The organism is Pseudomonas sp. H9, assembly GCF_004353925.1.
Taxonomy (GTDB): domain Bacteria; phylum Pseudomonadota; class Gammaproteobacteria; order Pseudomonadales; family Pseudomonadaceae; genus Aquipseudomonas.
On sequence record NZ_SMOK01000002.1, the window covers coordinates 82828 to 108801 of the forward strand.

The window sequence follows — 25974 nt, forward strand, 5'->3', positions numbered from 1 at the left end:
GGACACGCGCATGAGTACCCATGTTTTCAAACCTGATATGCCGCCACCGGTGAAAACCGTCGGCGTGCTGGCCTGGATGCGCGCCAACCTGTTCTCCAGTTGGCTCAACACCCTGCTGACCTTGTTTGCCTTTTACCTGGTATGGCTGATCGTACCGCCACTGCTGCAGTGGTCGATCTTCGATGCTAACTGGGTGGGCACCACCCGTGCCGACTGCACCAAGGAGGGCGCTTGCTGGGTGTTTATCCAACAGCGCTTCGGCCAATTCATGTACGGCTACTACCCGACCGAGCTGCGTTGGCGCGTCGACTTGACGGTATGGCTGGCGGTGATTGGCGCCGCGCCATTGTTCATCTCGCGCTTCCCGCGCAAGGCGATCTACGGGCTGTGCTTTCTGGTGCTGTACCCGATCATTGCCTTTACCCTGCTGCACGGTGGTTACCTGGGCCTGAGCACAGTACCGACCAACCAGTGGGGCGGGCTGATGCTGACCCTGGTGATTGCTACCGTTGGTATCGTTGGGGCATTGCCGCTGGGTATTTTGCTGGCGCTGGGGCGGCGTTCGAACATGCCGGCGGTGAAGGTGGTGTGTGTCACCTTCATTGAATTCTGGCGCGGCGTGCCGCTGATCACCGTGCTGTTCATGTCGTCGGTCATGCTGCCGCTGTTCCTGCCCGAGGGCATGAGCTTCGACAAGCTGTTGCGGGCGATGATCGGGGTCATTCTGTTCCAGTCGGCATACATCGCTGAAGTGGTGCGCGGTGGCCTGCAAGCCATTCCCAAAGGGCAGTACGAAGCTGCGGCAGCCATGGGCCTGGGCTACTGGCGCGCAATGGGCCTGGTGATTTTGCCGCAAGCCCTGAAGCTCGTGATTCCCGGCATCGTCAACACCTTCATTGCCCTGTTCAAAGACACCAGCCTGGTCATCATCATTGGCTTGTTCGACCTGCTCAACAGCGTCAAACAGGCGGCTGCCGACCCCACTTGGCTGGGCATGGCCACTGAGGGCTATGTGTTTGCCGCCCTGGTTTTCTGGATTTTCTGTTTTGGTATGTCCCGCTACTCCATGCATCTGGAGCGCAAGCTGGACACAGGCCACAAGCGTTAGGAGTGTTCCCATGAGTGAAGCGATCAAACAGCCTGTGAGCCCTGAAGGCATTATTCAGATGCAGGGCGTGAACAAGTGGTACGGCCAGTTCCACGTGCTCAAAGACATCAACCTCAACGTACGCCAGGGCGAGCGCATCGTGCTGTGTGGGCCGTCGGGCTCGGGTAAATCCACCACCATCCGCTGCCTAAATCGATTGGAAGAGCACCAGCAAGGCCGCATTGTGGTCGATGGCGTGGAGCTGACCAACGACCTCAAGCAGATTGAAGCGATCCGTCGCGAAGTGGGCATGGTGTTCCAGCACTTCAACCTGTTCCCGCACCTGACCATCCTGCAGAACTGCACTCTGGCACCGATGTGGGTGCGCAAGCTGCCCAAGCGCAAGGCTGAAGAAATTGCCATGCATTACCTTGAGCGAGTGCGTATTCCTGAGCAGGCCAACAAGTACCCGGGGCAGCTATCGGGTGGTCAGCAGCAGCGCGTGGCGATTGCCCGTGCGCTGTGCATGAAGCCGAAGATCATGCTGTTCGACGAACCGACCTCGGCGCTTGATCCGGAAATGGTCAAAGAAGTGCTCGATACCATGGTCAGCCTGGCGGAAGACGGTATGACCATGCTCTGCGTGACCCACGAAATGGGCTTCGCCCGGACCGTGGCAAACCGGGTGATTTTCATGGACAAGGGCGAGATTGTTGAACAGGCAGCGCCGGACGACTTCTTCGACCGGCCGCAGAATGAGCGGACCAAGCTGTTCTTGAGCCAGATTCTGCATTGATGTTATCGCGGGGCAAGCCCGCTCCCACCCGTGTGGTGGGAGCGGGCTTGCCCCGCGATGCTATTACTCTTCTTTAGCCACTGGCGCCGGCGCAGGCGGTGGACGCAGGCCGATTTCGGCCGTCAGCTTCAATTCCTTGCCGTTGCGGTTCACTTCGATAACCACTTTGTCGTTGGGCTTGATCCGGGCAACCTGGTTCATCGAGCGACGACCATCACCGGCGGGTTCGCCGTTGATGCTGAGGATCACATCACCCAACTGCAAGCCGGCCTTCTGCGCCGGACCATCACGGAAAATACCCGCTACCACGATGCCTGGGCGCCCCTGCATGCCGAAGGAGTCTGCCAGTTCCTGGCTCAGCGGTTGCACTTCGATACCCAGCCAGCCACGAATGACCTGACCATGCTCGATGATCGACTTCATGACCTCCAGTGCCAGCTTGGTCGGAATGGCAAAGCCGATCCCTTGCGAACCACCGGACTTGGAGAAGATCGCCGTGTTGATGCCGGTGAGGTTGCCGCTGGCATCGACCAGGGCGCCGCCCGAGTTACCGGGGTTGATCGCCGCATCGGTCTGGATGAAGTCTTCATAGTTGTTCAGGCCGAGCTGGTTGCGGCCGGTGGCGCTGATGATGCCCATGGTGACGGTCTGGCCGACGCCGAAGGGGTTGCCGATGGCCAGGGCGACGTCACCGATGTGGATGTTGTCGGAGCGGCCAATGGTGATCGATGGCAGGTTTTTCAGGTCGATCTTGAGCACTGCCAGGTCGGTTTCAGGGTCGCTACCGATGACCCGTGCCAGGGTTTCACGGCCGTCTTTGAGCGCCACGACAATCTGGTCGGCACCGGCGGTCACGTGGTTGTTGGTCAGCAGATAGCCTTCCGGGCTCATGATCACCGCCGAACCCAGGCTCGACTCCCAACGGCGCTGCTTGGGCAGGTTGTCACCGAAGAAGCGGCGGAACTGTGGGTCTTCGAACAGCGGGTGGGTGGTTTTGTTGACCACTTTGGTGGTGTACAGGTTGGCTACTGCCGGTGCGGCTTTGCTCACCGCGTCGGCATAGGACACCGGGCCCTGCATGATGCGCTTGGTTTGCGGTGCCTGCTGCAGGTTAACGTCCTGGCTGGGCAGGCCGACCCATTGCGGAAAACGCTGGATGATCAGCAGGGCGATCAGTACGCCGACCAACAACGGCCAGCCAAAGTAACGCAAAGCCTTGAACATTGAAGAAATCCTGGGTGTGGGCAGAGGGCCGTCTTGCTGCGTGGGAGCGAGCGCGCGCGATCATACTGCGACCAAGGCAGTGCAGAAACTGCTAAATCGTAACGCGAGCGGTGAATTGTGCGTGCAGCCCCCAGACAGCCGCCATCGGTTTCCCCAAACCCGGCGACGGCCCATAATGACGCTCATTATACGGGGCCTTGCGCCGCGCTGAACTGCTGATTTGAGGAGTCTTTTCATGGCTGTTGCCCTGAGTACCCTGGTTGAGGAAGCGGAACGCTACCTTGGCAGCGCAAAAATCCAGGACTACTGCCCCAATGGCCTGCAGGTCGAGGGGCGGCCACAGGTCACCCGCATCGTCAGTGGCGTGACCGCCAGTCAGGCGCTGCTGGATGCGGCCGTCGAAGCCGACGCTGACCTGGTACTGGTGCACCACGGTTATTTCTGGAAAGGCGAGAACCCGTGCATTACCGGGATGAAACAGCGCCGACTGAAAACCCTGCTCAAGCACGACGTGAGCCTGCTGGCCTACCACTTGCCGCTGGATGTGCATCCGGAAGTCGGGAACAACGTGCAACTGGCACGTCAGCTCGACATCACCGTAGAAGGACCACTGGATCCGGAAAACCCGCGAGTGGTCGGCCTGGTCGGTTCGCTCGCCGAACCGATGTCGGCCCGCGATTTTGCCCGCAAGGTGCAAGAGGTCATGGGACGTGAGCCTTTGGTGATCGAAGGTGAGCAGATCATTCGTCGGGTCGGTTGGTGCACCGGCGGTGGGCAAGGCTACATCGACCAGGCGATTGCTGCTGGCGTCGACCTGTTCCTGAGTGGTGAAGCCTCAGAGCAAACTTTCCACAGCGCACGAGAAAACGGCATCAGTTTCATCGCCGCCGGCCACCATGCGACTGAGCGTTACGGCGTGCAGGCCCTGGGTGATTACCTGGCGCGACGCTTTGCCTTGGAGCACCTGTTCATCGACTGCCCGAACCCGATCTGAGGCTAAAACGGCAGGGCATATTCTTATACTGTTTCGTTCTAGTTGGGCGCCTAAATAGAATCGAGTGCTGTGATACAGTGGCCCGCTCGAACACGGCCCGCTGGCCGTCCATAAGATCGTATTTCCGTGAGTAGCCATGGTCGACAAACTGACGCATTTGAAACAGTTGGAGGCGGAGAGCATCCACATCATTCGTGAGGTGGCCGCCGAGTTCGATAACCCGGTGATGCTGTACTCGATCGGCAAGGATTCGGCCGTGATGCTGCACCTGGCCCGCAAAGCCTTCTTCCCGGGCAAACTGCCGTTCCCGGTGATGCATGTCGACACCCAGTGGAAATTCCAGGAGATGTACCGCTTCCGCGACAAGATGGTCGAGGAAATGGGCCTGGAACTGATCACTCACGTGAACCCGGACGGCGTCGCTCAGGGCATCAACCCGTTCACCCACGGCAGCGCCAAGCACACCGACATCATGAAGACCGAGGGCCTCAAGCAGGCGCTCGACAAGCACGGCTTCGATGCCGCCTTCGGTGGTGCGCGTCGTGACGAAGAAAAGTCGCGCGCCAAAGAGCGTGTGTATTCGTTCCGCGACAGCAAACACCGCTGGGACCCGAAGAACCAGCGTCCGGAGCTGTGGAACGTCTACAACGGCAAGGTCAACAAAGGCGAATCGATTCGCGTGTTCCCGCTGTCGAACTGGACCGAGCTGGACATCTGGCAGTACATCTATCTGGAAGGTATTCCGATCGTACCGCTGTACTTCGCTGCTGAGCGCGAAGTGATCGAGAAGAACGGCACCCTGATCATGATCGATGACGAGCGCATCCTCGAGCACCTCTCGGATGAAGAAAAAGCCCGCATCGTCAAAAAGAAAGTGCGCTTCCGTACCCTTGGTTGCTACCCGCTGACGGGCGCTGTCGAATCGGAAGCAGAAACGCTGACCGACATCATTCAAGAAATGCTCTTGACGCGCACTTCCGAGCGCCAGGGCCGAGTCATCGACCACGATGGCGCCGGTTCTATGGAAGACAAAAAACGTCAAGGCTATTTCTAAGCTTCAAGTTACAAGCGGCAAGCTGCAAGTTAGAAGCGGGAGGCGTAGCTTCTGGGTTTTGTCAGCTGCCGCGCCATTGTGGGCACGTATAGGTGCTCGTGATGGACTTTGAGAGGCTGGTTGTTTGGCAGCGAAGTAAGGATCTGGCGGTAGCGATTTACAGACAGTTAGAGAGGTTTCGGGATCTTGGATTCAAAGACCAGATCACCCGGGCAGCACTCTCGGTGCCGTCAAATATCGCTGAAGGCATGGAGCGCCGAACCGCTAAAGAGAAGGTTCGGTTCCTATGCATTGCCAAGGCTTCCTGTGGTGAGTTGCGCACGCAGATCATCATTGGAGGAGAGGTCGGCTACCTGCCACAGCCGTTGACGAATGAGTGGATTACTGAGACTCGTGAGCTTTCTAGAATGCTGAGCGGGTTGATCAACAAAATTTCTGACTAGTTGTACGCCGACAAGCTTGCCGCTTGAAGCTTACAACTTGGAGCTTGAATGCAATGAGCCACCAATCCGAATTGATCAGCGAGGATATCCTCGCCTACCTGGCCCAGCACGAACGTAAAGAACTGCTGCGCTTTTTGACTTGCGGTAACGTGGACGACGGCAAGAGCACCCTGATCGGGCGCTTGCTGCACGACTCCAAGATGATCTACGAAGACCATCTGGAAGCGATCACCCGCGATTCGAAGAAAGTTGGCACCACCGGCGACGATATCGACCTGGCGTTGCTGGTCGACGGCCTGCAGGCCGAGCGTGAGCAGGGCATCACCATCGATGTCGCCTACCGCTATTTCTCCACCGCCAAGCGCAAGTTCATCATTGCCGACACCCCGGGCCACGAGCAGTACACCCGCAACATGGCCACCGGTGCGTCCACCTGTGACCTGGCGATCATCCTCGTCGATGCCCGTTATGGTGTGCAGACGCAAACCCGCCGTCACAGCTACATTGCCTCGCTGCTGGGCATCAAGCACATCGTCGTGGCCGTGAACAAGATGGACCTCAAAGGCTTCGACGAAGGCGTCTTTGAGAGCATCAAGGCTGACTACCTGCAGTTTGCCGAGGCCATCAACATGACCCCGAGCAGCCTGCACTTCGTGCCGATGTCGGCGCTCAAGGGCGACAACGTGGTCAACCGCAGCGAGCGTTCGCCGTGGTACACAGGCCCTGCGTTGATGGAAATCCTCGAAACCGTGGAAGTGGCGGCCGACCGCAACTTCACCGATTTGCGTTTCCCGGTACAGTACGTCAACCGTCCGAACCTGAACTTCCGTGGCTTCGCCGGTACCCTGGCCAGTGGCGTAGTACACAAGGGCGATGAAATCGTCGTGCTGCCGTCGGGCAAGAGCAGCCGGGTCAAGTCCATCGTCACTTTCGAAGGTGAGCTGGAGAACGCCGGCCCAGGCCAGGCCGTGACCCTGACCATGGAAGACGAGATCGACATCTCCCGTGGCGACCTGTTGGTACACGCCGACAACGTACCGCCGGTGACCGACCAGTTCGATGCCATGCTGGTGTGGATGGCTGAAGAGCCGATGCTGCCGGGCAAGAAATACGACATCAAGCGCGCTACCAGCTATGTACCGGGCTCGATTGCCAGCATCACCCACAAGGTTGATGTGAACACCCTGGAGCAGGGTGCGGCCAGTGCCTTGCAGCTCAATGAAATCGGCAAGGTCAAGGTCAGTCTCGACGCGCCGATCGCCCTGGACGGTTACGACAGCAACCGCACCACCGGTGCCTTCATTGTCATCGACCGCCTGACCAACGGCACCGTCGGTGCGGGCATGATCATCGCACCTCCGGTTGTGCCGCACGGCACCATCGGTCAGCACGGCAAGCTGGCACACGTGGCCACTGAAGAACGTGCCCTGCGATTTGGCCAGCAACCTGCCACCGTGCTGTTCAGCGGCCTGTCGGGCGCTGGCAAGAGCACCCTGGCATACGCCGTGGAGCGCAAGCTGTTCGACATGGGCCGTGCGGTCTATGTGCTTGACGGTCAGAACCTGCGTCATGACCTGAACAAAGGTCTGCCACAAGACCGCGCCGGGCGTACTGAAAACTGGCGTCGTGCCGCGCATGTCGCGCGTCAGTTCAACGAAGCAGGCCTGCTGACCCTGGCCGCCTTCGTTGCCCCGGACGCTGAAGGCCGCGAACAAGCCAAGGCGCTGATTGGCAAAGAACGCCTGCTGACTGTTTATGTCCAGGCTTCGCCAATGGCCTGCCGCGAGCGTGATCCGCAAGGCCTGTACGCTGCTGGTGGTGACAACATCCCAGGCGAAAGCTTCCCGTACGACGTGCCGCTGGATGCCGACCTGGTGGTCGACACCCAGAACGTCAGCGTGGAAGAGGGCGTTAAGCAGGTGCTGGAATTGCTGCGTCAGCGTGGCGCGATCTAAGCGTCGCACTTGAACAAGAAACCTCACTTCGGTGGGGTTTTTTGTTGTCCTGAAAAACTAACTTTAATGATAGTGAAGTATATGTTTACCGCATAATTTTGCAGGCTAAGCGTATTTTTGAATCTCATTGGTTGAATAATGAGGTTTGTGATGTCAATTAATTACACGCAATTTCAGCGATCTGGTTCGATGCTCTTGCCTCCAAATCAAATGCTCTCGCCTGGTCAGTTTTTGAAGTCTGAAAACGGAAGGTATTATTTTCGTTTGAAATCAGATGGGAATTTAGTGGTTGAGCAGGATGGGAAGGTGGTTTGGGTGGCTGATTCTAAACAGCCATTCAGCAAGACTATTAATAGAAAAAAGATGCGTGAAAAAACACATTTTTTGGTGAGTAATTCTGGGTTTTTATATGACCCTTCCAGAGGTAGGTTGTGGATAGCTGAAAGTACACATACGACTGATAAATCCTATTGGTACAACAACTGCCTGGTGCTTCGTGATGATGGGAATTTAGTTATTTACGATCAACGATCAGGCGCTGTCCGTTGGGCTAGGACAGGTTTTACCCCAGGGCGGATTCCAAAACCAAAGCCCTACAAGGAGCTATTTAGTTTTCCTTTATATACGTGGGAGTTTGATTGATGCTTCTGTTGCACATTTGCATGTTCGGGTCCATATCACACTTGAATTGTTTTTCGTAAAGTGGTTCCGTTAGCGTGAGCCTGCCGTTGCTGCAGGCAAATAAAGTCATCGTGCTGAGGATTATTAGATATTTCATGGGGCACTATCTCATGTCGGGAGGGTAAAATGATCTCCCGGCACGAGTGGTGAGGGTATTTCAATGTTTCCCATTGTTGTGTAGGGAAAAGCTGTTCTGGAGTAAAATTTCGTAGCCCTTGTGAGTAGGATGCTTGCGGATGCAATGTACAAATAGCCTTGTCTCTATTCAGATATGCTTCTCCGACACCGGTATCACCCGCTTCTCCTTCACTGCTTTGAACGAGAAACTCGAGTAAATCTCCTTCACCCCAGGCAAGGTCTGCAGCACTTCGCGGGCAAATTCGCCAAACGATTCAAGATCCCGAGCAAGTATCTCCAGCAAAAAATCATAGCGCCCAGAAATATTGTGACAGGCAACGATCTCGGGGATCTCCATCAGCCGCTGTTCGAAGGCGAGCGCCATGTCTTTGGAATGCGAGTCCATCATGATGCTGACAAACGCCGTCACGCCAAAGCCCAGGGCCTTGGGCGAGAGGATGGCCTGATAGCCGGTGATATAGCCGCTTTCTTCCAGCAGTTTGACCCGTCGCCAGCAGGGTGAAGTGGTCAGGGCGACATCGTCGGCCAGCTCGGAAATGGTCAGTCGGGCGTTGTCTTGCAGGGCGGCGAGCAGAGCGCGGTCGGTGCGGTCGAGGGTGGTAGGCATGTTTTGCCCTCCGTGGCCTGAATTCATGGGTTTTTTGTTAATAACCACGCTGAGCAGTGGTCATATTTGGAAAAAAATCAGCACCTCAGTGGCATAAGCTTATAACAAACCACAAGAGGCTGTTGTCATGAGCGGCTCCACCAAGGATTCAGGTTTTGCGACCCGTGCCATCCACCACGGCTACGACCCACTGGCCCACCAAGGCTCGCTGGTGCCTCCGGTCTACCAGACCGCTACCTTCGCATTTCCCACGGTTGAATACGGCGCAGCCTGCTTTGCCGGTGAGCAGGGCGGGCACTTCTATACGAGAATTTCCAACCCCACTCTGGCCCTGCTGGAGACACGCATCGCCTCGCTGGAAGGCGGTGAGGCCGGATTGGCACTGGCGTCGGGAATGGGCGCAATAACCTCTACCTTGTGGACGCTGCTGCGGCCGGGGGATGAGGTGTTGGTGGGGCGCACGTTGTATGGCTGCACTTTTGCGTTCCTGCACCATGGTATCGGAGAGTTCGGGGTCAAGGTCCGGCATGTGGACATGTCCGACCTGCAGGCGCTGGAATCGGCGATCAGTGCACAAACCAAGGTGATCTACTTCGAAACGCCAGCCAACCCGAACATGCACATGGCGGACATCGCAGCAGTGGCAGCCCTTGCGCGTAGCCGTGGTATCACCGTGGTAGTCGACAACACCTACTGCACACCGTACCTGCAACGGCCGCTGGAGCTGGGGGCGGATCTGGTGGTGCATTCGGCGACCAAGTACCTCAGCGGTCATGGCGATATCACCGCAGGCCTGGTGGTCGGACGCAAGGCGCTGGTGGATCGCATCCGCCTTGAAGGCCTGAAGGATATGACCGGCGCGGTGATGTCTCCACAGGATGCCGCTTTGCTCATGCGTGGCATGAAGACCCTGAACTTGCGCATGGACCGCCATTGCAGCAACGCCCAGACCATCGCAGAGTACCTACAGCAACACCCGGCAGTAGAACTGATCAACTACCCCGGTCTACCCGGTTTTCCGCAGTACCCATTGGCCCAGCAACAGATGCGCTTGCCCGGCGGCATGATCGCCTTTGAGCTCAAAGGTGGGATCAGCGCCGGCCGACGCTTCATGAATGCGCTGCAACTGTTCAGTCGCGCCGTCAGTCTCGGGGACGCTGAGTCCCTGGCCCAGCACCCGGCCAGCATGACCCACTCCAGCTATACCCCGGAGGAACGTGCCCAGTACGGCATTTCCGAAGGACTGGTGCGCTTGTCAGTAGGCCTTGAGGATATAGAAGACCTGCTAGCCGATATCGAACAGGCCCTGAAGGCCTGTGCCTGAGACCGTCACGGATGAGGTCCAATGCAATGGTGGCAATGATGAGCCTTGTGTCAGGTGATGGTACGCCGCGCAGTCTGGGCGACGCCCCTCAGGCCGACAGCGATCCTAATGAAACGGCGGAGTGGCTGGACGCGCTGGATTCAACCCTGCAGCACTGCGGTCCGGAACGTGCGCGCTTTCTGCTGGAGCAGTTGGAAGCGCACGCCCGCGAGTTGGGGCTGGAGCGTGGAACCCAGGCCTATTCGGCGTACCGTAATACCTTAACGGTGGAGCAGCAGGGGGCTTATCCGGGGGATCTGGAACTGGAGGAGAGGATCACCAGCCTGTTGCGCTGGAATGCCCTGGCGATGGTGGTGCGGGCTAATCATGCTTATGGCGACTTGGGTGGGCATATCGCCAGTTATGCCTCGGCGGCGGAAATCTTCGAAGTCGGTTTTCAGCACTTTTTCCGTGGTGAGTCCGGTACCGGGCCACGCACTGCGGATCTGGTGTTTTTTCAACCGCACTCGGCACCTGGCATTTACGCCCGGGCGTTTCTTGAAGGGCGCCTGAGCGAAGCACAGTTGGCCAGTTACCGTCAGGAAGTCGCTGGCGCAGGTCTGTGCTCTTATCCACACCCTTGGCTGATGCCCGACTTCTGGCAGTTCCCTACCGGCTCCATGGGCATTGGCCCGCTCAATGCGATTTATCAGGCGCGGTTCATGCGCTACCTGCACCACCGCCAGTTGCTGGACACCGGCGCACGGCATGTCTGGGGTGTATTTGGCGATGGTGAAATGGATGAGCCTGAGTCCATCGCCGGCCTGACCCTGGCGGCACGTGAGCAACTGGATAACCTCACCTTCGTGGTCAACTGCAACCTGCAGCGCCTTGACGGCCCTGTACGGGGCAACGGCCAGATCATTCAGGAGCTCGAAGCCCTTTTCAGCGGCGCGGGGTGGAATGTGATCAAGGTGCTTTGGGGCTCGGAGTGGGACGCGCTGTTTGCCCGTGATCGAGAGCATGTGCTGTTACGCCAATTGGCAGCGACACCGGATGGCCAGTTCCAGAATCTCGGCGCCAAGGATGGTGCCTACAACCTTGAGCACTTTTTCAATCAGCAGCCGGCCCTGCAAAAGCTGGTTGAGCACATGAGTTCTGCCGAGATCAACGCGCTTAAGCGTGGTGGTCACGACTTTCGCAAACTGTACGCCGCTTTTGCCGCAGCCAAGGCCTGCAAGGGGCGCCCGAGCGTGATCCTGGCCAAGACCAAGAAAGGTTACGGCATGAGCGCGGCTGGTGAATCGAGGATGACTGCGCACCAGGCCAAGAAGCTGGATGTCGAGGCCTTGCTGGCTTTTCGTGACCGCTTTCATTTGCCGCTCAGCGACAGTCAGGTGGAGCAACTGCAGTTCTATCGCCCGGCCCAAGACAGTGCCGAGCTGCGCTATTTACGTGAACGACGCGCTGCGCTCGGTGGCCCGTTGCCGGCTCGGCGCAGCGAGGTGCATCCGGTGCCAGTGCCTGCACTGGAAACCATGGGGGGCTTTGCCTTGCAGGCAGAAGGCAAGGAAATGTCGACCACAATGGCTGCAGTGCGGATGCTCAGTGCCTGGCTCAAGGCGCCGGAACTGGGGCCGCGCGTGGTGCCGATCGTTGCCGACGAGGCGAGGACCTTTGGTATGGCCAGCCTGTTTCGCCAGATCGGTATCTACTCGCCTCAAGGGCAGTGTTACGAACCTGAGGATGCCGGTTCGCTGCTGTCCTACAAGGAGGCCCGCGACGGTCAGTTGCTGGAGGAGGGGATCACCGAAGCCGGGGCCATTTCTTCCTGGGTGGCGGCGGCAACGTCCTATGCCGTGCATGGCGAGCCGATGTTGCCGGTGTACATCTATTACTCGATGTTCGGATTCCAGCGCGTCGGCGACCTGATCTGGGCGGCGGCAGACCAGCGCGCCCGAGGCTTGTTGCTGGGCGCTACTGCCGGTCGCACGACCTTGGGTGGCGAAGGCTTGCAGCATCAGGACGGTTCAAGCCTGGTGATGGCAGCGATGGTGCCCAATTGCCGGGCCTGGGAGCCGTGCTTTGCTGGCGAGCTGGCGGTGATTCTCGAGCACGCGGCGCGGCGCATGCTGACCGAGCAATGCGACGAGTTTCATTATGTGGCCGTGATGAATGAAAACTATCCACAACCTTCCCTGCCAGCGCAGGTGCACGAAGAGGTTTTGTGCGGCATGTACCGTTATGTTGAACAACGCGTCGAGGCCGCCAAGGGGCGCGTACGCTTGCTGGGCTCCGGCGCGATTTTGCGCGAAGTGATTGCTGCCAGCGAACTGCTCAAAGACGAATGGCAGATCGACAGTGAGGTGTTCAGTGTCACCAGTTTCAGTGAACTGGCGCGAGAGGCACGAGATATCCAGCGGGCTGACCGTCTGGGGCCTGACACCGGGGTAGTCAGTCATGTCCAGCGTTGCCTGGGCGGTTGTGATCCTGTGATCGCGGCCAGTGACTATGTACGGGCCTGGCCGCAGTTGATTGCCGAATACGTGCAGGCGCCGTATGTCACCCTGGGCACTGATGGGTTTGGCCGCAGTGATACGCGCCAGCAATTGCGTAGGTTTTTTGAGGTCGACCGCTTCAGTATCGTGCTAGCCAGTCTGCACAGCTTGGTGACGCAGGGAGAGGTGGAGCGACAGGTGCTGGATCAGGCACTGGCACGCTATGGTCACAGCGCAGAATCTGCGCCTTGGTACCGGTAGGAGCGGGCTTGCCCCGCGATCGCGATTATTCAGGCACATTGCATCGCGGGGCAAGCCCGCTCCCACAAGGATCTAACAGCTTTGTAATAAAAAGCCCCGCCGATTGGCGGGGCTTTTTTGTCAGTTACGCTTGAGCCCGTAGTGCTCATCCAGCATACCCGGCGCGTTCGGTGCTTTCGGCGCGTAGTCACGCGGTACTTCAGCGTCCCGGGGTGGGGTCAGGCGATCACGCGGGGCCTGGGTGGCTTCCGAGTGCAGCGAGGCCAGCAGACGCTGGCGGGTCAGTTCGTCCAGGGCCAGGCGGTTGGCACCGTCGGCCAGGTGGTCCTGAACTTCCTGGTAACTTTGGGTCAGCTTCTTGACCAGCGCAGCCGTACTGTTGAAGTGAGTAACCACCTCATTCTGGTAGCTGTCGAAACGTTCCTGAATATCATCCAACTGCCGCTGAGTGCTGCTCGGCGCGGCATTGGGCAGCAAGCGGGCGACCAGGAAACCAACGACGACGCCCACGACGAGGGCCAGGGTCGGCAACAACCAAACTAAGAGCGAGAGTTCCACGAGTCCTTCCTCTATAAACGGCTTTGCTTTACGTTAACGGCTCGGACCTGCGCTGTATACCGCGAACGATCGCAAATATCTCAGACAGAATCATTCAGCTAGACGAGTCGACCCTTTCCGAGGTCACGGAGTTTACCTTTGCTTATCCGCGAAACCCCTGTATTCATCGATGGCCCGGTCGGCCAACTGGAAGCCTTGTACCTTGATGCCGCCGAACCGCGCGGTGTGGTGTTGCTGTGTCACCCCAACCCGGTGCAGGGCGGCACCATGACCAACAAAGTGGTGTCGATGCTTCAGCGCACGGCCCGCGATGCTGGTTACATTACCTTGCGATTCAATTACCGTGGCGTCGGCGCCAGTGCTGGCAGCCATGACATGGGCAGCGGTGAAGTGGACGATGCCGAGGCCGTTGCCGCCTGGTTGCTGGAAAAGCATCCGGACCTGCCACTGACCCTGATGGGCTTTTCCTTCGGTGGTTTTGTCGCGGCAAGCCTGGGCGGGCGCCTGGAAGCGGCTGGCAAAACGTCGCTTAAACAACTGTTCATGGTTGCCCCTGCGGTGATGCGTTTGAAGGATCATGATGCGCTGCCACTGAACTGTGCCCTGAGCGTTATTCAGCCAGAAACCGACGAAGTGATCGATCCACAGCTCGTCTACGACTGGTCTGACGCACTCACGCGCCCCCATGAGCTGCTGAAAGTGGCAGAATGCGGACACTTTTTCCACGGCAAGCTCACCGACCTGAAGGAACTGGTGCTGCCGCGCCTTTCGAACTGATAAAAGCCTGATAAGCGATTACCCATGACTACGCGCATCCTTACCGGTATCACCACCACGGGCACGCCTCACCTGGGCAACTACGCCGGTGCCATCCGCCCGGCGATCCTCGCCAGCCGTGAGCCGGGTGTCGACTCGTTCTACTTCCTGGCCGACTACCACGCCTTGATCAAATGCGATGACCCGCAGCGCATTCAGCGTTCGCGTCTGGAAATTGCTGCGACCTGGCTGGCCGGTGGCCTGGACCCGGAACGCGTGACCTTCTATCGCCAGTCCGACATTCCGGAAATCCCTGAGCTGACATGGCTGTTGACCTGCGTCGCCGCCAAGGGCCTGCTCAACCGTGCTCACGCCTACAAGGCCTCGGTAGACAAGAACCTGGAGAACGGTGAAGACCCGGATGCTGGTATCAGCATGGGCCTGTACAGCTATCCGGTACTGATGGCTGCCGACATCCTGATGTTCAACGCCAACAAGGTGCCGGTAGGTCGCGACCAGATCCAGCACGTTGAAATGGCGCGTGACATCGGTCAGCGCTTCAACCACCTGTTTGGCCAGGGCAAGGAATTCTTTGCCATGCCAGAGGCGCTGATCGAAGAAAGTGTGGCAACCCTGCCGGGCCTGGATGGCCGCAAAATGTCCAAAAGCTACGACAACACCATTCCGTTGTTCAGCAGCGCCAAGGACATGAAAGACGCCATCTCGCGGATCGTCACCGACTCGCGCGCCCCGGGTGAAGCCAAAGATCCGGACAACGCGCACCTGTTTACCTTGTTCCAGGCATTTGCCACGCCGGCACAGGCTGACGAATTCCGCAGCGAACTGTTGCAGGGGCTGGGTTGGGGTGAAGCCAAGCAGCGCTTGTTCCAACTGCTCGACGGTCAGCTGAGTGAGCCGCGCGAGCGCTATCACCAATTGATCAGCCGCCCGGGCGACCTGGAAGACATCTTGCTGGCTGGCGCCGAAAAAGCCCGCAAGGTGGCTACGCCATTCCTTCAGGAGCTGCGTGAGGCCGTAGGCCTGCGTTCGTTCCGCAACATTGAGCAGGGCACTGCCCAGGTCAAGAAGAAAGCGGCCAAGGCTGCACGCTTCGTCAGCTTCCGTGAAGACGACGGTAGCTTCCGTTTCCGCCTGCTGGCGGCTGATGGCGAGCAGTTGCTGTTGTCGCGCAATTTCGCCGACGGTAAAACCGCGGGTGCGGTGAGCAAGCAATTGCAGCAGGGCGGTGAGCTGGATGTGCGTACCGAAGGTCTGGGCTTCAGCCTGTGGCTGGAAGGTGAATGCGTTGCCGAAGGCCCGCAACTGGCCGACGAGGCTGCACGCGATGCGGCGATCGAAAGCCTGCGTGCTGCCTTGCAGCCACAACAGGACTGAACGGCCAGACGCAAGTCTGATTGCCATTATCCGGGGCCGTCGCTACAGTGACGGCCCGCTTTTGTTACCTTGCTAACGAATTATGACGCCCCTAGAACGATATCAAGCAGATCTGAAACGTCCCGAATTCTTCCATGACGCGGCGCAGGAAACAGCGGTGCGTCATCTGCAGCGCCTGTACGACGATCTGATCGCGGCGCAGAACAACAAGCCAGGCGTGTTCGGCAAGTTGTTCGGCAAGAAGGACCAGGCTCCGGTCAAGGGCTTGTATTTCTGGGGTGGGGTAGGCCGCGGTAAAACCTACCTGGTCGATACCTTCTTCGAAGCGCTGCCGTTCAAGCAGAAGATGCGCACTCACTTCCACCGCTTCATGAAGCGTGTGCATGACGAAATGAAGACGCTCAAAGGCGAGAAAAACCCGCTGACGGTCATCGCCAAGCGTTTTTCCGAAGAAGCGCGGGTAATCTGCTTCGACGAGTTCTTCGTCTCCGATATTACCGACGCGATGATCCTCGGCACCCTGATGGAAGAGCTGTTCAAGAACGGCGTAACCCTGGTGGCGACCTCCAACATCGTGCCAGACGGCCTGTACAAAGACGGATTGCAGCGCGCACGCTTCCTGCCGGCTATTGCCCTGATCAAGCAGAACACCGATATCGTCAACGTCGACAGCGGCGTCGACTATCGCCTGCGTCACCTTGAACAGGCTGAGTTGTTCCACTTCCCGCTGGACGAAGCCGCGCACGAAAGCTTGCGCAAGAGCTTCCGCGCGCTGACCCCAGAGTGCACCCAGGCGGTGGAAAACGACGTGCTGATCGTTGAAAACCGTGAGATTCGTGCGCTGCGCACTTGTGATGACGTCGCCTGGTTCGACTTCCGCGAGCTGTGTGACGGCCCGCGTAGCCAGAACGACTACATTGAGCTGGGCAAGATCTTCCATGCCGTGCTGCTCAGCGACGTTGAGCAAATGGGTGTGGCCACCGATGACATCGCCCGCCGTTTCATCAACATGGTCGACGAGTTCTATGATCGCAACGTCAAGTTGATCATCTCGGCTGAAGTTGAACTCAAAGACCTGTACACCGGCGGTCGCCTGACCTTCGAATTCCAGCGTACGCTCAGCCGTTTGCTGGAAATGCAGTCGCACGAATTCCTCGCGCGGGCGCACAAGCCCTGATTCATCGCGGGGCAAGCCCGCTCCCACCGAGATGCTCTGTGGGAGCGGGCTTGCCCCGCGAAAAGGCCTTCAGGCCTCCTGCATGAACTGCTGCCGATACTGATTCGGCGACAGTTCCGTGTGCTGCCTGAACAGGCGCGCAAAGAAGCTGGCATCGTCGTAACCGACCTCGTAACTGATGGTTTTGATGCTCTTGCGCGTGCCGGACAACAACCCCTTGGCTGTTTCGATCCGTAGCCGTTGCAGGTAGTGCAGGGGCTTGTCGCCGGTCGCGGTCTGGAAGCGGCGCATGAAGTTACGAATGCTCATGCCGTGCTCGCGGGCAACGTCTTCGAAGCGGAATTTGTCGGCAAAGTGTTCTTCGAGCCACTGCTGGATCTGCAGGATGGTCAGGTCCTGGTGCAGTTTCTGGCCACCAAAGCCCATACGCCCCGGCGTGTAATTACGCTGCACTTCATAGAGGATGTCACGGGCCACCGCTTGGGCAACATTGGCACCGCAGAAACGCTCGATCAGGTAAATGTACAGGTCGCAGGCCGAGGTGGTGCCACCCGCGCAGTAGAGGTTGTTGGCGTCGGTCAGGTGCTTGTCCTGGTTCAGGTTGACCTTGGGGAAGCGCTCGCTGAACTGGTTGAAGAAGCGCCAGTAAGTGGTGGCCTCCTTGCCGTCGAGCAGGCCGGATTCAGCCAGCCAGAACACACCGCTGGCCTCACCACAAAGCACGGCACCGCGTGCGTGCTGCTCGCGTAGCCAAGGCAGCACTTGAGGGTAGCGTTGGCAGAGGGCGTCGAAATCGTCCCAGAAGGCCGGCAGGATGATTACATCGGCCTCTTCCAGGCCGCTGTCCACCGGCAGCACGACATCACTGAAACTGCGCACAGGTTGGCCGTCCGGGCTGACCAGGCGAGTTTCGAACATCGGCTTTAAACCCAGGCCCAACTGCTTGCCATAACGCAGGCTGGCGAGGTGGAAGAAGTCTTTGGCCTGCGTCACCGTTGAAGCAAAGACGTTATCGATGGCCAGGATGCTGACGCGCCGCAAGGACGCGGAGGGTTGGGTAAACATCATTTTCGTTGTTCTTATAGGGGAGAGTGGTCAATCACCGGCTGGATCGTCTTATTTTTTGGCCGTTGTGTCTAGGCTTTGCCTCCATCCGGTAGGAGCGGGCTTGCCCCGCGAGGTGATGTGACTGACACACCCAGGTCGCGGGGCAAGCCCGCTCCTACCGGTTTGGCTGTTTTAAGGCGCGGGGTTGGGCTGGTCCTGATGGATGGCTTCGATGCCTGTGAGCAGCTCGTCAGAGAGCTTGAGGCTGAAGCTGGCCAGGTTGCTGTCCAGTTGCTCGAGGGTGGTAGCGCCGATGATGTTGCTGGTCACGAAGGGTTGGCGGGTGACAAAGGCAAGGGCCATTTGCGCAGGGTCCAGGCCGTGCTCGCGAGCCAGTTGCACATAGCGGCTGCAGGCCGCCACGGTTTGCGGGTTGGAGTAGCGTGAGAAACGGCTGAACAGGGTCAGGCGGCCGTTGGCGGGGCGAGCGCCGTTCTCGTATTTGCCCGAGAGCATGCCGAATGCCAGAGGCGAGTACGCCAGCAGCCCGCATTGTTCGCGAATCGCGATTTCCGCCAGACCGACTTCGAAACTGCGGTTAAGCAGGTTGTAGGGGTTCTGGATCGAAACTGCGCGGCTCCAGCCACGGCTCTCGGCCAGTTGCAGGAATTTCATGGTGCCCCACGGGGTTTCGTTGGACAGGCCGATATGGCGAATTTTGCCCGCCTTGACCTGCTCATCGAGCACTTCCAGGGTTTCTTCCAGCGGAGTGAAGTGGTCTTGGGGCAGGTGCTGGTAACCCAGCTTGCCGAAGAAGTTGGTGCTGCGTTCGGGCCAGTGCAGTTGGTAGAGGTCGATCCAGTCGGTCTGCAGGCGCTTGAGGCTGTCGTCCAGGGCGGCAACGATGTGCTGGCGGTTGTGCTTGAGCTGGCCATCACGGATATGGCTGATGCCATTGCCCGGGCCGGCTACTTTGCTGGCCAGAATCCAGTCGGCACGATCGCCATAGCGTTTGAACCAGTTGCCGATGATGCGCTCGGTAGCGGCGTAGGTTTCCGGGCGAGGTGGCACCGGGTACATCTCGGCGGTGTCGATAAAGTTGATGCCTGCGGCTTTGGCCCGTTCGATCTGGCTGAAGGCCTCGGCCTCTTCATTCTGTTCGCCCCAGGTCATGGTACCCAGGCACAGTGCGCTGACATTGAGGTCGGTGCGGCCCAGCTGGCGGTAGTCCATCGGCTTCTCCCTGGCAAAAGAAGCATAAAAGCAGGTTGAAATTTTTTTCGCAATCTGGATAATTCGGCCCCTCTCCGTGTGTGGAAGTGATGCCCCGCACATAGAAGAACCCTGCCGAATATTGGACGCGCTGACCCGAGCCCCCGATAGCGTCCGTGTGCGGCTGTGTCCTTGTATTGTCAAGGTACGCACTATCCAGTAAGATCTGCCGTCTTATTTTCGCTGGGCGGCCCCTGAGGCTATAAAGAATGAAAACTTTTACTGCTAAACCGGAAACAGTAAAGCGCGACTGGTTCGTAGTTGACGCCGCTGGTCAGACCCTGGGTCGTCTGGCTACCGAAATCGCTAGCCGTCTGCGTGGCAAGCACAAGCCAGAGTACACCCCTCACGTTGACACCGGCGACTACATCGTCGTAATCAACGCTGAGCAGATCCGTGTCACTGGTGCCAAGACTTCGGACAAGATGTACTACTCCCACTCCGGCTTCCCGGGCGGTATCAAGGAAATCAACTTCGAGAAGTTGATCGCCAAGGCCCCAGAGCGCGTGATCGAGACCGCGGTTAAAGGCATGCTGCCTAAAAACCCACTGGGTCGCGACATGTACCGTAAGCTGAAAGTCTATGCGGGCGCTACTCACCCTCATACTGCTCAGCAGCCCCAAGAACTGAAGATTTAACGGAATAGTTCATTATGTCGGCGACTCAAAATTACGGCACTGGCCGTCGCAAGACCGCAACCGCTCGCGTTTTCCTGCGTCCAGGTACCGGTAACATCTCCATCAACAACCGTTCTCTGGACGTGTTCTTCGGTCGTGAAACCGCGCGCATGGTAGTTCGCCAGCCGCTGGAACTGACCGAGACCACCGAGAAGTTCGACATCTACGTCACCGTTATCGGTGGTGGTGTCAGCGGCCAGGCTGGTGCAATCCGTCACGGTATCACCCGTGCACTGATGGACTACGACGAAACTCTGCGTGGCGCTCTGCGTCGTGCTGGTTACGTTACCCGTGACGCTCGTGAAGTTGAGCGTAAGAAAGTGGGTCTGCGTAAAGCGCGTAAGCGTCCTCAGTACTCCAAGCGTTAATTTCGCTTCGGCGTTCAAAAAAAGCCCGGTTCCTGGTGGAACCGGGCTTTTTTTATGTCTTGAATAAGTAAGTTGGTCTTTACTGTGACAACTTGCCGCATAGACGCAAGTCAAGAGCTACAAGGGATTGCGGCTTGGGCGCAGGCTAATCACCTTGTCAGAGAAGGGTCTTTTCATTACCATGCGGCAAATTTTTAGCAGTTCAGAAATTACTTAGTAGATGCCTGTTGTAACAGGCCATAAAGCTGATGGGAGAGGACTGAATGAGCAATGACGGCGTCAATGCAGGCCGGCGTCGCTTCCTCGTAGCAGCCACATCCGTGGTGGGTGCTGCAGGAGCGGTGGGGGCTGCGGTCCCGTTCGTGGGGTCATGGTTCCCCAGTGCCAAGGCGAAAGCCGCAGGTGCACCGGTGAAGGTCAATATTGCCAAGGTGGAGCCAGGTCAGCAGATGATTGCTGAATGGCGTGGCCAGCCGGTCTTCATCGTCCGTCGCACCGAAGAGATTCTTGGCAACCTCAAGAAAATCACCGGTGACCTCTCCGACCCTGAATCCAAGGCATCGGTTCAACCGACTTACGTCAACCCGGAAAACCGTGCGATCAAGCCGGAAATCCTGGTACTGGTTGGTCTGTGCACCCACTTGGGTTGTTCGCCAACTTTCCGTCCTGAAGTTGCTCCAGTCGATTTGGGTCCCAAGTGGGTCGGCGGTTACTTCTGCCCATGCCACGGTTCCCACTACGATCTGGCGGGTCGCGTCTACAAGGCCCAACCGGCGCCGCTCAATCTGCCAGTGCCGCCGCACTCTTATGAGTCGGACGACATCATTGTCGTCGGCGTCGATCAGGAGAACGCGTGATGAGTAAGTTCATGGATTGGGTTGACGCCCGCTTCCCCGCGACCAAGATGTGGGAAGACCATCTCAGCAAGTATTACGCACCGAAGAACTTCAACTTCTTCTACTTTTTCGGCTCCCTGGCACTGCTGGTGCTGGTTAACCAGATCGTTACCGGTGTCTGGCTGACCATGAGCTTCACGCCGTCGGCCGAAGAGGCATTTGCCTCGGTCGAATACATCATGCGTGACGTCGAGTACGGCTGGATCCTGCGCTATCTGCACTCCACCGGTGCGTCGGCGTTCTTCATCGTCGTGTACCTGCACATGTTCCGTGGTCTGCTGTACGGCTCGTACCAGAAGCCTCGTGAACTGGTCTGGGTGTTCGGCATGCTGATCTACCTGGCGCTGATGGCCGAAGCGTTCATGGGCTACCTGCTGCCATGGGGCCAGATGTCGTACTGGGGTGCCCAGGTAATTATCTCGCTGTTCGGCGCGATTCCGGTGATCGGCGACGACCTGACTCAGTGGATCCGCGGTGACTACCTGATCTCCGGTATTACCCTGAACCGCTTCTTCGCCCTGCACGTCGTCGCTCTGCCGATCGTGATCCTCGGTCTGGTGGTGCTGCACATTCTGGCGCTGCACGAAGTAGGCTCGAACAACCCTGACGGCGTCGATATCAAGAAGCTCAAGGACGAGAATGGTGTACCGCTCGATGGTATCGCCTTCCACCCTTACTACACCGTGAAAGACATCGTCGGCGTAGTCGTGTTCCTCTTCGTGTTCTGTGCCGTGGTGTTCTTCTTCCCGGAAATGGGCGGTTACTTCCTGGAAAAACCGAACTTCGAGCAGGCTAACGCCTTCAAGACCCCTGAGCACATCGCGCCGGTCTGGTACTTCACGCCGTTCTACGCGATCCTGCGGGCCGTTCCGGACAAGCTCCTGGGTGTTATCGCCATGGGCGCTGCGATTGCCGTGCTGTTCGTCCTGCCGTGGCTCGACCGCAGCCCGGTCAAATCCATGCGCTACAAAGGTTGGATGAGCAAAATCTGGCTGCTGGTGTTCTGCATCTCGTTCGTGATCCTCGGTGTGCTGGGCGTACTGGCACCAACCCCGGGCCGTACGTTGCTGTCGCAGGTATGCACCTTCCTGTATTTCGCCTACTTCATTCTGATGCCGTTCTACACCAGGCTTGAGAAGACCAAACCGGTTCCGGAAAGGGTGACTGGCTGATGAAAAAGCTATTTGCAGTAATGATCCTGGCATTGATGCCAACACTGACCTTTGCCGCCTCCGAGCACGGCCCGGTTCTGGACAAGGTCGATATCGACCTCACCGACAAGGCCGCCATGCAAGACGGTGCGCGCACCTTTGCCAACTATTGCATGGGCTGCCATAGCGCCAAGTTCCAGCGTTACGAGCGGGTTGCTGATGACCTGGGCATTCCTCATGAGCTGATGCTTGAGAAGCTGGTGTTCACCGGTGCCAAAATCGGTGACCACATGAAGATCGGCATGAAGCCTGAAGACGCCAAGACCTGGTTCGGTGCGGCGCCGCCAGACCTGACCCTGGTTGCGCGTGTGCGTGGCACCGATTGGCTGTACACCTACCTGCGCAGCTTCTATGAAGACAAGTCGCGTCCGTACGGGGTGAACAACAAGGTGTTCCCGAACGTCGGTATGCCTAACGTGCTGGTTGGCCTGCAAGGTAACCAGGTCATCGGTTGCAAACAGGTGCAGACGGTGGTCGATGGCAAGAAGCAATTTGACCCACTGACCGGTTCGCCTTTGACACATGAAGCGTGCGACCAGCTGACCGTAGAGCCGAAATCCGGTACTCTGACCGAAGAGCAGTTCGACGAGAAGGTCAAGAATCTGGTGACCTTCCTGGCTTACTCGGCCAACCCGGTCAAACTGGAAAGTCAGCGTATCGGCACCTACGTGCTGCTGTACCTGGCCTTCTTCTTCGTATTCGCCTACTTGCTCAAGCGCGAATACTGGAAGGACGTGCACTGATCACGCAGTAGTTTCTGGTAGTTGAACGCGCCCTGGGGCACCTCTGGATAACGGAGGTGCCTGCAGGGCGCGTTTGCATTTGTAGCTTTATAATTTCATCTGCGAGGAGAGGACCACTATGGGCGTGACCAACCGGTTAGCCTGCTACTCCGACCCCGCTGACCATTATTCTCATCGGGTGCGCATCGTTCTCGCCGAGAAGGGTGTCAGCTGCGAGATCATCAATGTCGATCCCGGTCGCTTGCCGCCCAAGCTGGTCGAAGTGAACCCCTATGGTGGCGTGCCGACCCTGGTTGACCGCGATCTGGCTTTGTATGAGTCGACTGTAGTGATGGAGTACCTCGACGAGCGTTACCCGCATCCGCCACTGCTGCCGGTGTATCCGGTGGCCCGGGCGAACAGTCGTCTGCTGATGCATCGCATCCAGCGCGATTGGTGTGCGCTGGTTGATTTGATTCTCGACCCGCGGACGAAAGACACCGCACGCGCTCAGGCGCGCAAAGAGTTGCGCGAAAGCCTGACTGGGGTGTCGCCGTTGTTCGCTGACAAGCCTTGTTTCCTCAGTGAGGAGCAAAGTCTGGTCGATTGTTGTCTACTGCCCATACTCTGGCGTTTGCCGGTGTTGGGAATTGAACTGCCGCGGCCGGCCAAACCGTTGCTCGATTATATGGAGCGACAGTTTGCCCGCGAGGCTTTCCAGGCAAGCCTGTCCGCTGCTGAACGTGAAATGCGCTAGGTTTTAAGGAGCTGTCGATGAACTCCAGTCGCCCTTATTTGGTACGTGCACTCTATGAGTGGATCGTCGATAACGACTGCACCCCCCACATGTTGGTCAATGCCGAGTACCCGGCGGTCCAGGTGCCTCAGGGCTTTGCCAGCGATGGCCAGATTGTCCTGAATATTTCGCCCAGTGCTGTGCGTCATCTGCACATGGATAACGAGGCGGTGAGCTTCGAGGGGCGCTTTGGTGGCGTCGCTCATACCTTGTTCGTGCCGGCGGGTGCAATTCTCGGTATTTATGCCCGTGAGAATGGCCAGGGCATGGTCTTCGAGCTTGAGCCTCCGGTGCTGGAAGAGGACGAGTATGAAGAGGACGAGAGTGTTGAGCCGGATGATGATGGTCCGCCAGCCGGTGGGCAGCCGCCGCGCCCAAGCGGGCGCCCGAGCCTGAAGGTTGTGAAGTAAAAAAAAAGGCGATCCCCAGGGATCGCCTTTTTTATTCGCCCTGATTACAGGTCGGTGATGGTGCGAACCTGGTCTTTGTTGACACGGGTTACTTTGCCATCGAGTTGTTCGAACTCGTAGAAACCGGAACTGCGCTCGTAGCGTGGTGCGTCGACTGCCTGGAACTCGCGGCCGTCGTTGAGCGTAATCAGGCTCGGGGTGGAGCAGCCGGCCAGAGCGGCGAAAGCGCCGATCAGAAGGGTCGACAGGAGGCCATTTTTCATTGGTACTTCCTTGGAGGTAAATGATCGCGGGGCAAGCCCGCTCCCACAGGATTGATGATGCCTGTGGGAGCGGGCTTGCCCCGCGAGGGTGGATTAGTCAATGTATTCGAACAGCTTGACGATCTTCTGCACGCCCGACACGCCCTGCACCAGGCTGGTGGCGCGAGCCGCTTCCTGTTGTGTCAGCAGGCCCAGCATGTAAACGATGCCGTTCTCGGTGATCACCTTGATGCGCGAGGCGGGAATGTTAGCGTCGGTCAGCATCTGGGTCTTGATCTTGGTGGTCAGCCAGGCGTCGTTGTTGCGCGCCAGGATCGAGGAGGGCGGCAGTACCTGCAGTTCGTTATGCACCTTTTTCACCCGCTGAACCTGAGTCGCGGCTTGTTCGGCCAGGCTCTTGAGGTCAGCGCGCGGGGTTTGCCCGGCGAGCAGGACGATGCCGTTGAAGCTGCTGACGACAATGTGCGAGTTTTTGTCCAGGTCAGGGCTGGCTTTGGCAACGTTGACCGACACCTTGGTTTCGATCAGTGAGTCGTCGATCTTGCTACCGAAGGTGCGGGTGCCCCGATCATCTTCAATCGGCGTGTCGCGGGTGGCGGTGAGAACCGAGCTGCAGCCGGTTAGGCTCAGGCACAGGGTCAGGGCCATCAGGCCGATGTGCTTAGGGGTCATTCTTCACTCCCGAACAATTGGCTGTCGATCAAATCGCAAAGGCAGTGGATCGCCAGCAGGTGGACTTCCTGGATACGTGCGGTGACGTTGGCCGGAACGCGAATCTCGACGTCTTCTGGCAGTAGCAGCGAAGCCATGCCGCCGCCGTCGCGTCCGGTCAAAGCTACGACAATCATTTCGCGATCATGTGCGGCCTGGATCGCTTGAATGATGTTCGCTGAGTTACCGCTGGTCGAAATGGCCAGCAATACGTCACCCGGTTGGCCCAGGGCGCGAATCTGCTTGGAAAAGATTTCGTTGTAGCTGTAGTCGTTGGCAATCGAGGTGATGGTCGAACTGTCGGTGGTCAGCGCGATGGCCGGCAAGCTTGGGCGCTCGCGTTCAAAGCGGTTGAGCAGTTCGGAGGAGAAGTGCTGGGCATCGCCGGCCGAGCCGCCGTTGCCGCAAGCAAGCATTTTGCCCTCGTTGAGCAGCGCGTTGACCATGACCTGACTGGCTTGCTCGATGTGTGGTGCAAGGACTTCCATCGCCTGTTGCTTGGTGTTGATGCTGGCTTGAAAAAGCTGGCGAATTCGGGATTGCATGTCCATCAGTGAGACCTTAAGTAGGGCGGCTGGTCGGGCGTGTCGGGAGTGTACAGAAAAGGTCCCGGCACATGACTGTGCAGCCCGCGAAGCAAAGAGCAAAAAAGGTTTAGGGTAAACGTGCAGGGT

Annotated in this window: 26 protein-coding genes and 1 pseudogene; 19 read left to right on the plus strand and 8 right to left on the minus strand. The window is 58.2% G+C overall.

Annotation, left to right across the window (positions count from 1 at the left end; translation table 11 throughout):
* The first annotated feature begins 10 nt into the window (after positions 1–10).
* Positions 11–1108 carry an amino acid ABC transporter permease gene (locus tag E1573_RS00365; RefSeq protein ID WP_133209491.1) on the plus strand — a complete coding sequence of 366 codons (1098 nt, stop codon included), beginning with the start codon at positions 11–13 and terminating at the stop codon, positions 1106–1108.
* 10 nt (positions 1109–1118) lie between these two features.
* Positions 1119–1883 (plus strand): amino acid ABC transporter ATP-binding protein, encoded by a 765-nt coding sequence (locus tag E1573_RS00370; RefSeq protein ID WP_038607148.1) that lies wholly within the window; start codon positions 1119–1121, stop codon positions 1881–1883.
* Between the two features lie 63 nt (positions 1884–1946).
* Here the strand turns inward: E1573_RS00370 and algW are convergent, their stop codons facing one another.
* A complete protein-coding gene (gene algW / locus E1573_RS00375; RefSeq protein ID WP_133209493.1) occupies positions 1947–3107 on the minus strand; it encodes a Do family serine endopeptidase AlgW in 1161 nt (386 codons plus the stop codon).
* A 235-nt stretch (positions 3108–3342) separates the two neighbouring features.
* Between algW and E1573_RS00380 the strand changes: the two genes are divergently transcribed.
* The 5 genes from E1573_RS00380 to E1573_RS00400 all read left to right on the plus strand — a co-directional run bounded on the left by E1573_RS00380 (position 3343) and on the right by E1573_RS00400 (position 8195).
* Positions 3343–4101 carry a Nif3-like dinuclear metal center hexameric protein gene (locus tag E1573_RS00380; RefSeq protein ID WP_133209495.1) on the plus strand — a complete coding sequence of 253 codons (759 nt, stop codon included), beginning with the start codon at positions 3343–3345 and terminating at the stop codon, positions 4099–4101.
* Between the two features lie 136 nt (positions 4102–4237).
* Positions 4238–5155 (plus strand): sulfate adenylyltransferase subunit CysD, encoded by a 918-nt coding sequence (gene cysD, locus E1573_RS00385; RefSeq protein ID WP_133209497.1) that lies wholly within the window; start codon positions 4238–4240, stop codon positions 5153–5155.
* Positions 5156–5256: 101 nt separating this feature from the next.
* The gene (locus E1573_RS00390) at positions 5257–5598 is read left to right on the plus strand and encodes a four helix bundle protein (protein WP_133209499.1); all 342 of its coding nucleotides are present in this window, start codon (positions 5257–5259) and stop codon (positions 5596–5598) included.
* A gap of 53 nt (positions 5599–5651) precedes the next feature.
* Positions 5652–7553: a sulfate adenylyltransferase subunit CysN gene (gene cysN / locus E1573_RS00395; protein ID WP_133209501.1), complete on the plus strand. Its 1902-nt coding sequence runs from the start codon at positions 5652–5654 to the stop codon at positions 7551–7553.
* A gap of 150 nt (positions 7554–7703) precedes the next feature.
* Positions 7704–8195 (plus strand): hypothetical protein, encoded by a 492-nt coding sequence (locus tag E1573_RS00400; RefSeq protein WP_133209503.1) that lies wholly within the window; start codon positions 7704–7706, stop codon positions 8193–8195.
* A 304-nt stretch (positions 8196–8499) separates the two neighbouring features.
* On the opposite strand, the gene E1573_RS00405 is transcribed toward E1573_RS00400, so the two are convergent.
* On the minus strand, positions 8500–8979 hold the full coding sequence (locus E1573_RS00405; RefSeq protein ID WP_133209505.1) for an Lrp/AsnC family transcriptional regulator: 480 nt from the start codon (positions 8977–8979) through the stop codon (positions 8500–8502).
* 127 nt (positions 8980–9106) lie between these two features.
* On the opposite strand from E1573_RS00405, the gene E1573_RS00410 reads away from it, so the two are divergent.
* Both E1573_RS00410 and mdeB read left to right on the plus strand, forming a co-directional pair.
* Positions 9107–10303, plus strand: a complete 1197-nt coding sequence (locus E1573_RS00410; protein ID WP_133209507.1) for a methionine gamma-lyase — start codon at positions 9107–9109, stop codon at positions 10301–10303.
* A 38-nt stretch (positions 10304–10341) separates the two neighbouring features.
* Positions 10342–13041 carry an alpha-ketoglutarate dehydrogenase gene (gene mdeB, locus E1573_RS00415; RefSeq protein ID WP_133209509.1) on the plus strand — a complete coding sequence of 900 codons (2700 nt, stop codon included), beginning with the start codon at positions 10342–10344 and terminating at the stop codon, positions 13039–13041.
* A 120-nt stretch (positions 13042–13161) separates the two neighbouring features.
* Here mdeB and E1573_RS00420 read toward each other — a convergent pair whose 3' ends face one another.
* Complete coding sequence (locus E1573_RS00420; protein WP_133209511.1) at positions 13162–13599, minus strand: YhcB family protein; 438 nt, start codon at positions 13597–13599, stop codon at positions 13162–13164.
* 129 nt (positions 13600–13728) lie between these two features.
* On the opposite strand from E1573_RS00420, the pseudogene E1573_RS00425 reads away from it, so the two are divergent.
* The 3 genes and pseudogenes from E1573_RS00425 to zapE form a co-directional block, all read left to right on the plus strand.
* Positions 13729–14376, plus strand: a pseudogene (locus E1573_RS00425) (alpha/beta hydrolase); the annotation flags it as partial.
* 24 nt (positions 14377–14400) lie between these two features.
* A complete protein-coding gene (locus E1573_RS00430) occupies positions 14401–15750 on the plus strand; it encodes a tryptophan--tRNA ligase (RefSeq protein ID WP_133209515.1) in 1350 nt (449 codons plus the stop codon).
* Positions 15751–15832: 82 nt separating this feature from the next.
* Positions 15833–16927 carry a cell division protein ZapE gene (zapE, locus tag E1573_RS00435; protein ID WP_133209517.1) on the plus strand — a complete coding sequence of 365 codons (1095 nt, stop codon included), beginning with the start codon at positions 15833–15835 and terminating at the stop codon, positions 16925–16927.
* Between the two features lie 69 nt (positions 16928–16996).
* Here the strand turns inward: zapE and E1573_RS00440 are convergent, their stop codons facing one another.
* Together E1573_RS00440 and E1573_RS00445 are read right to left on the minus strand one after the other, a co-directional pair.
* The gene (locus tag E1573_RS00440; RefSeq protein ID WP_177494553.1) at positions 16997–17845 is read right to left on the minus strand and encodes a GlxA family transcriptional regulator; all 849 of its coding nucleotides are present in this window, start codon (positions 17843–17845) and stop codon (positions 16997–16999) included.
* A 321-nt stretch (positions 17846–18166) separates the two neighbouring features.
* Complete coding sequence (locus tag E1573_RS00445) at positions 18167–19207, minus strand: NADP(H)-dependent aldo-keto reductase (protein WP_133209519.1); 1041 nt, start codon at positions 19205–19207, stop codon at positions 18167–18169.
* A 248-nt stretch (positions 19208–19455) separates the two neighbouring features.
* On the opposite strand from E1573_RS00445, the gene rplM reads away from it, so the two are divergent.
* The 7 genes from rplM (at position 19456) to E1573_RS00480 (ending at position 24326) form a co-directional block, all read left to right on the plus strand.
* A complete protein-coding gene (gene rplM / locus E1573_RS00450) occupies positions 19456–19884 on the plus strand; it encodes a 50S ribosomal protein L13 (RefSeq protein ID WP_038607182.1) in 429 nt (142 codons plus the stop codon).
* Positions 19885–19898: 14 nt separating this feature from the next.
* Positions 19899–20291, plus strand: coding sequence for a 30S ribosomal protein S9 (gene rpsI, locus E1573_RS00455; protein WP_036996798.1), 393 nt, complete (start codon positions 19899–19901; stop codon positions 20289–20291).
* Positions 20292–20554: 263 nt separating this feature from the next.
* Positions 20555–21148, plus strand: a complete 594-nt coding sequence (gene petA, locus E1573_RS00460; RefSeq protein ID WP_133209521.1) for a ubiquinol-cytochrome c reductase iron-sulfur subunit — start codon at positions 20555–20557, stop codon at positions 21146–21148.
* Positions 21148–22359: a cytochrome bc complex cytochrome b subunit gene (locus tag E1573_RS00465; protein WP_133209523.1), complete on the plus strand. Its 1212-nt coding sequence runs from the start codon at positions 21148–21150 to the stop codon at positions 22357–22359. The genes petA and E1573_RS00465 overlap by 1 nt, the downstream gene beginning before the upstream one ends.
* Positions 22359–23141 (plus strand): cytochrome c1, encoded by a 783-nt coding sequence (locus E1573_RS00470; protein ID WP_133209525.1) that lies wholly within the window; start codon positions 22359–22361, stop codon positions 23139–23141. Before E1573_RS00465 ends, E1573_RS00470 begins: the two co-directional genes overlap by 1 nt.
* Before the next feature lie 118 nt (positions 23142–23259).
* Positions 23260–23877, plus strand: coding sequence for a glutathione S-transferase N-terminal domain-containing protein (locus tag E1573_RS00475; protein ID WP_133209527.1), 618 nt, complete (start codon positions 23260–23262; stop codon positions 23875–23877).
* A 17-nt stretch (positions 23878–23894) separates the two neighbouring features.
* Positions 23895–24326 (plus strand): ClpXP protease specificity-enhancing factor, encoded by a 432-nt coding sequence (locus E1573_RS00480; RefSeq protein ID WP_133209529.1) that lies wholly within the window; start codon positions 23895–23897, stop codon positions 24324–24326.
* A 44-nt stretch (positions 24327–24370) separates the two neighbouring features.
* Here the strand turns inward: E1573_RS00480 and E1573_RS00485 are convergent, their stop codons facing one another.
* The 3 genes from E1573_RS00485 to E1573_RS00495 all read right to left on the minus strand — a co-directional run bounded on the left by E1573_RS00485 (position 24371) and on the right by E1573_RS00495 (position 25851).
* Positions 24371–24589: a YgdI/YgdR family lipoprotein gene (locus E1573_RS00485; RefSeq protein WP_133209531.1), complete on the minus strand. Its 219-nt coding sequence runs from the start codon at positions 24587–24589 to the stop codon at positions 24371–24373.
* A 93-nt stretch (positions 24590–24682) separates the two neighbouring features.
* Entirely contained in the window at positions 24683–25261 is a 579-nt protein-coding gene (locus E1573_RS00490; protein ID WP_133209533.1) for a BON domain-containing protein, read from the minus strand.
* Positions 25258–25851: a phosphoheptose isomerase gene (locus E1573_RS00495; protein WP_026001179.1), complete on the minus strand. Its 594-nt coding sequence runs from the start codon at positions 25849–25851 to the stop codon at positions 25258–25260. The genes E1573_RS00490 and E1573_RS00495 overlap by 4 nt, the downstream gene beginning before the upstream one ends.
* Positions 25852–25974 lie beyond the last annotated feature (123 nt).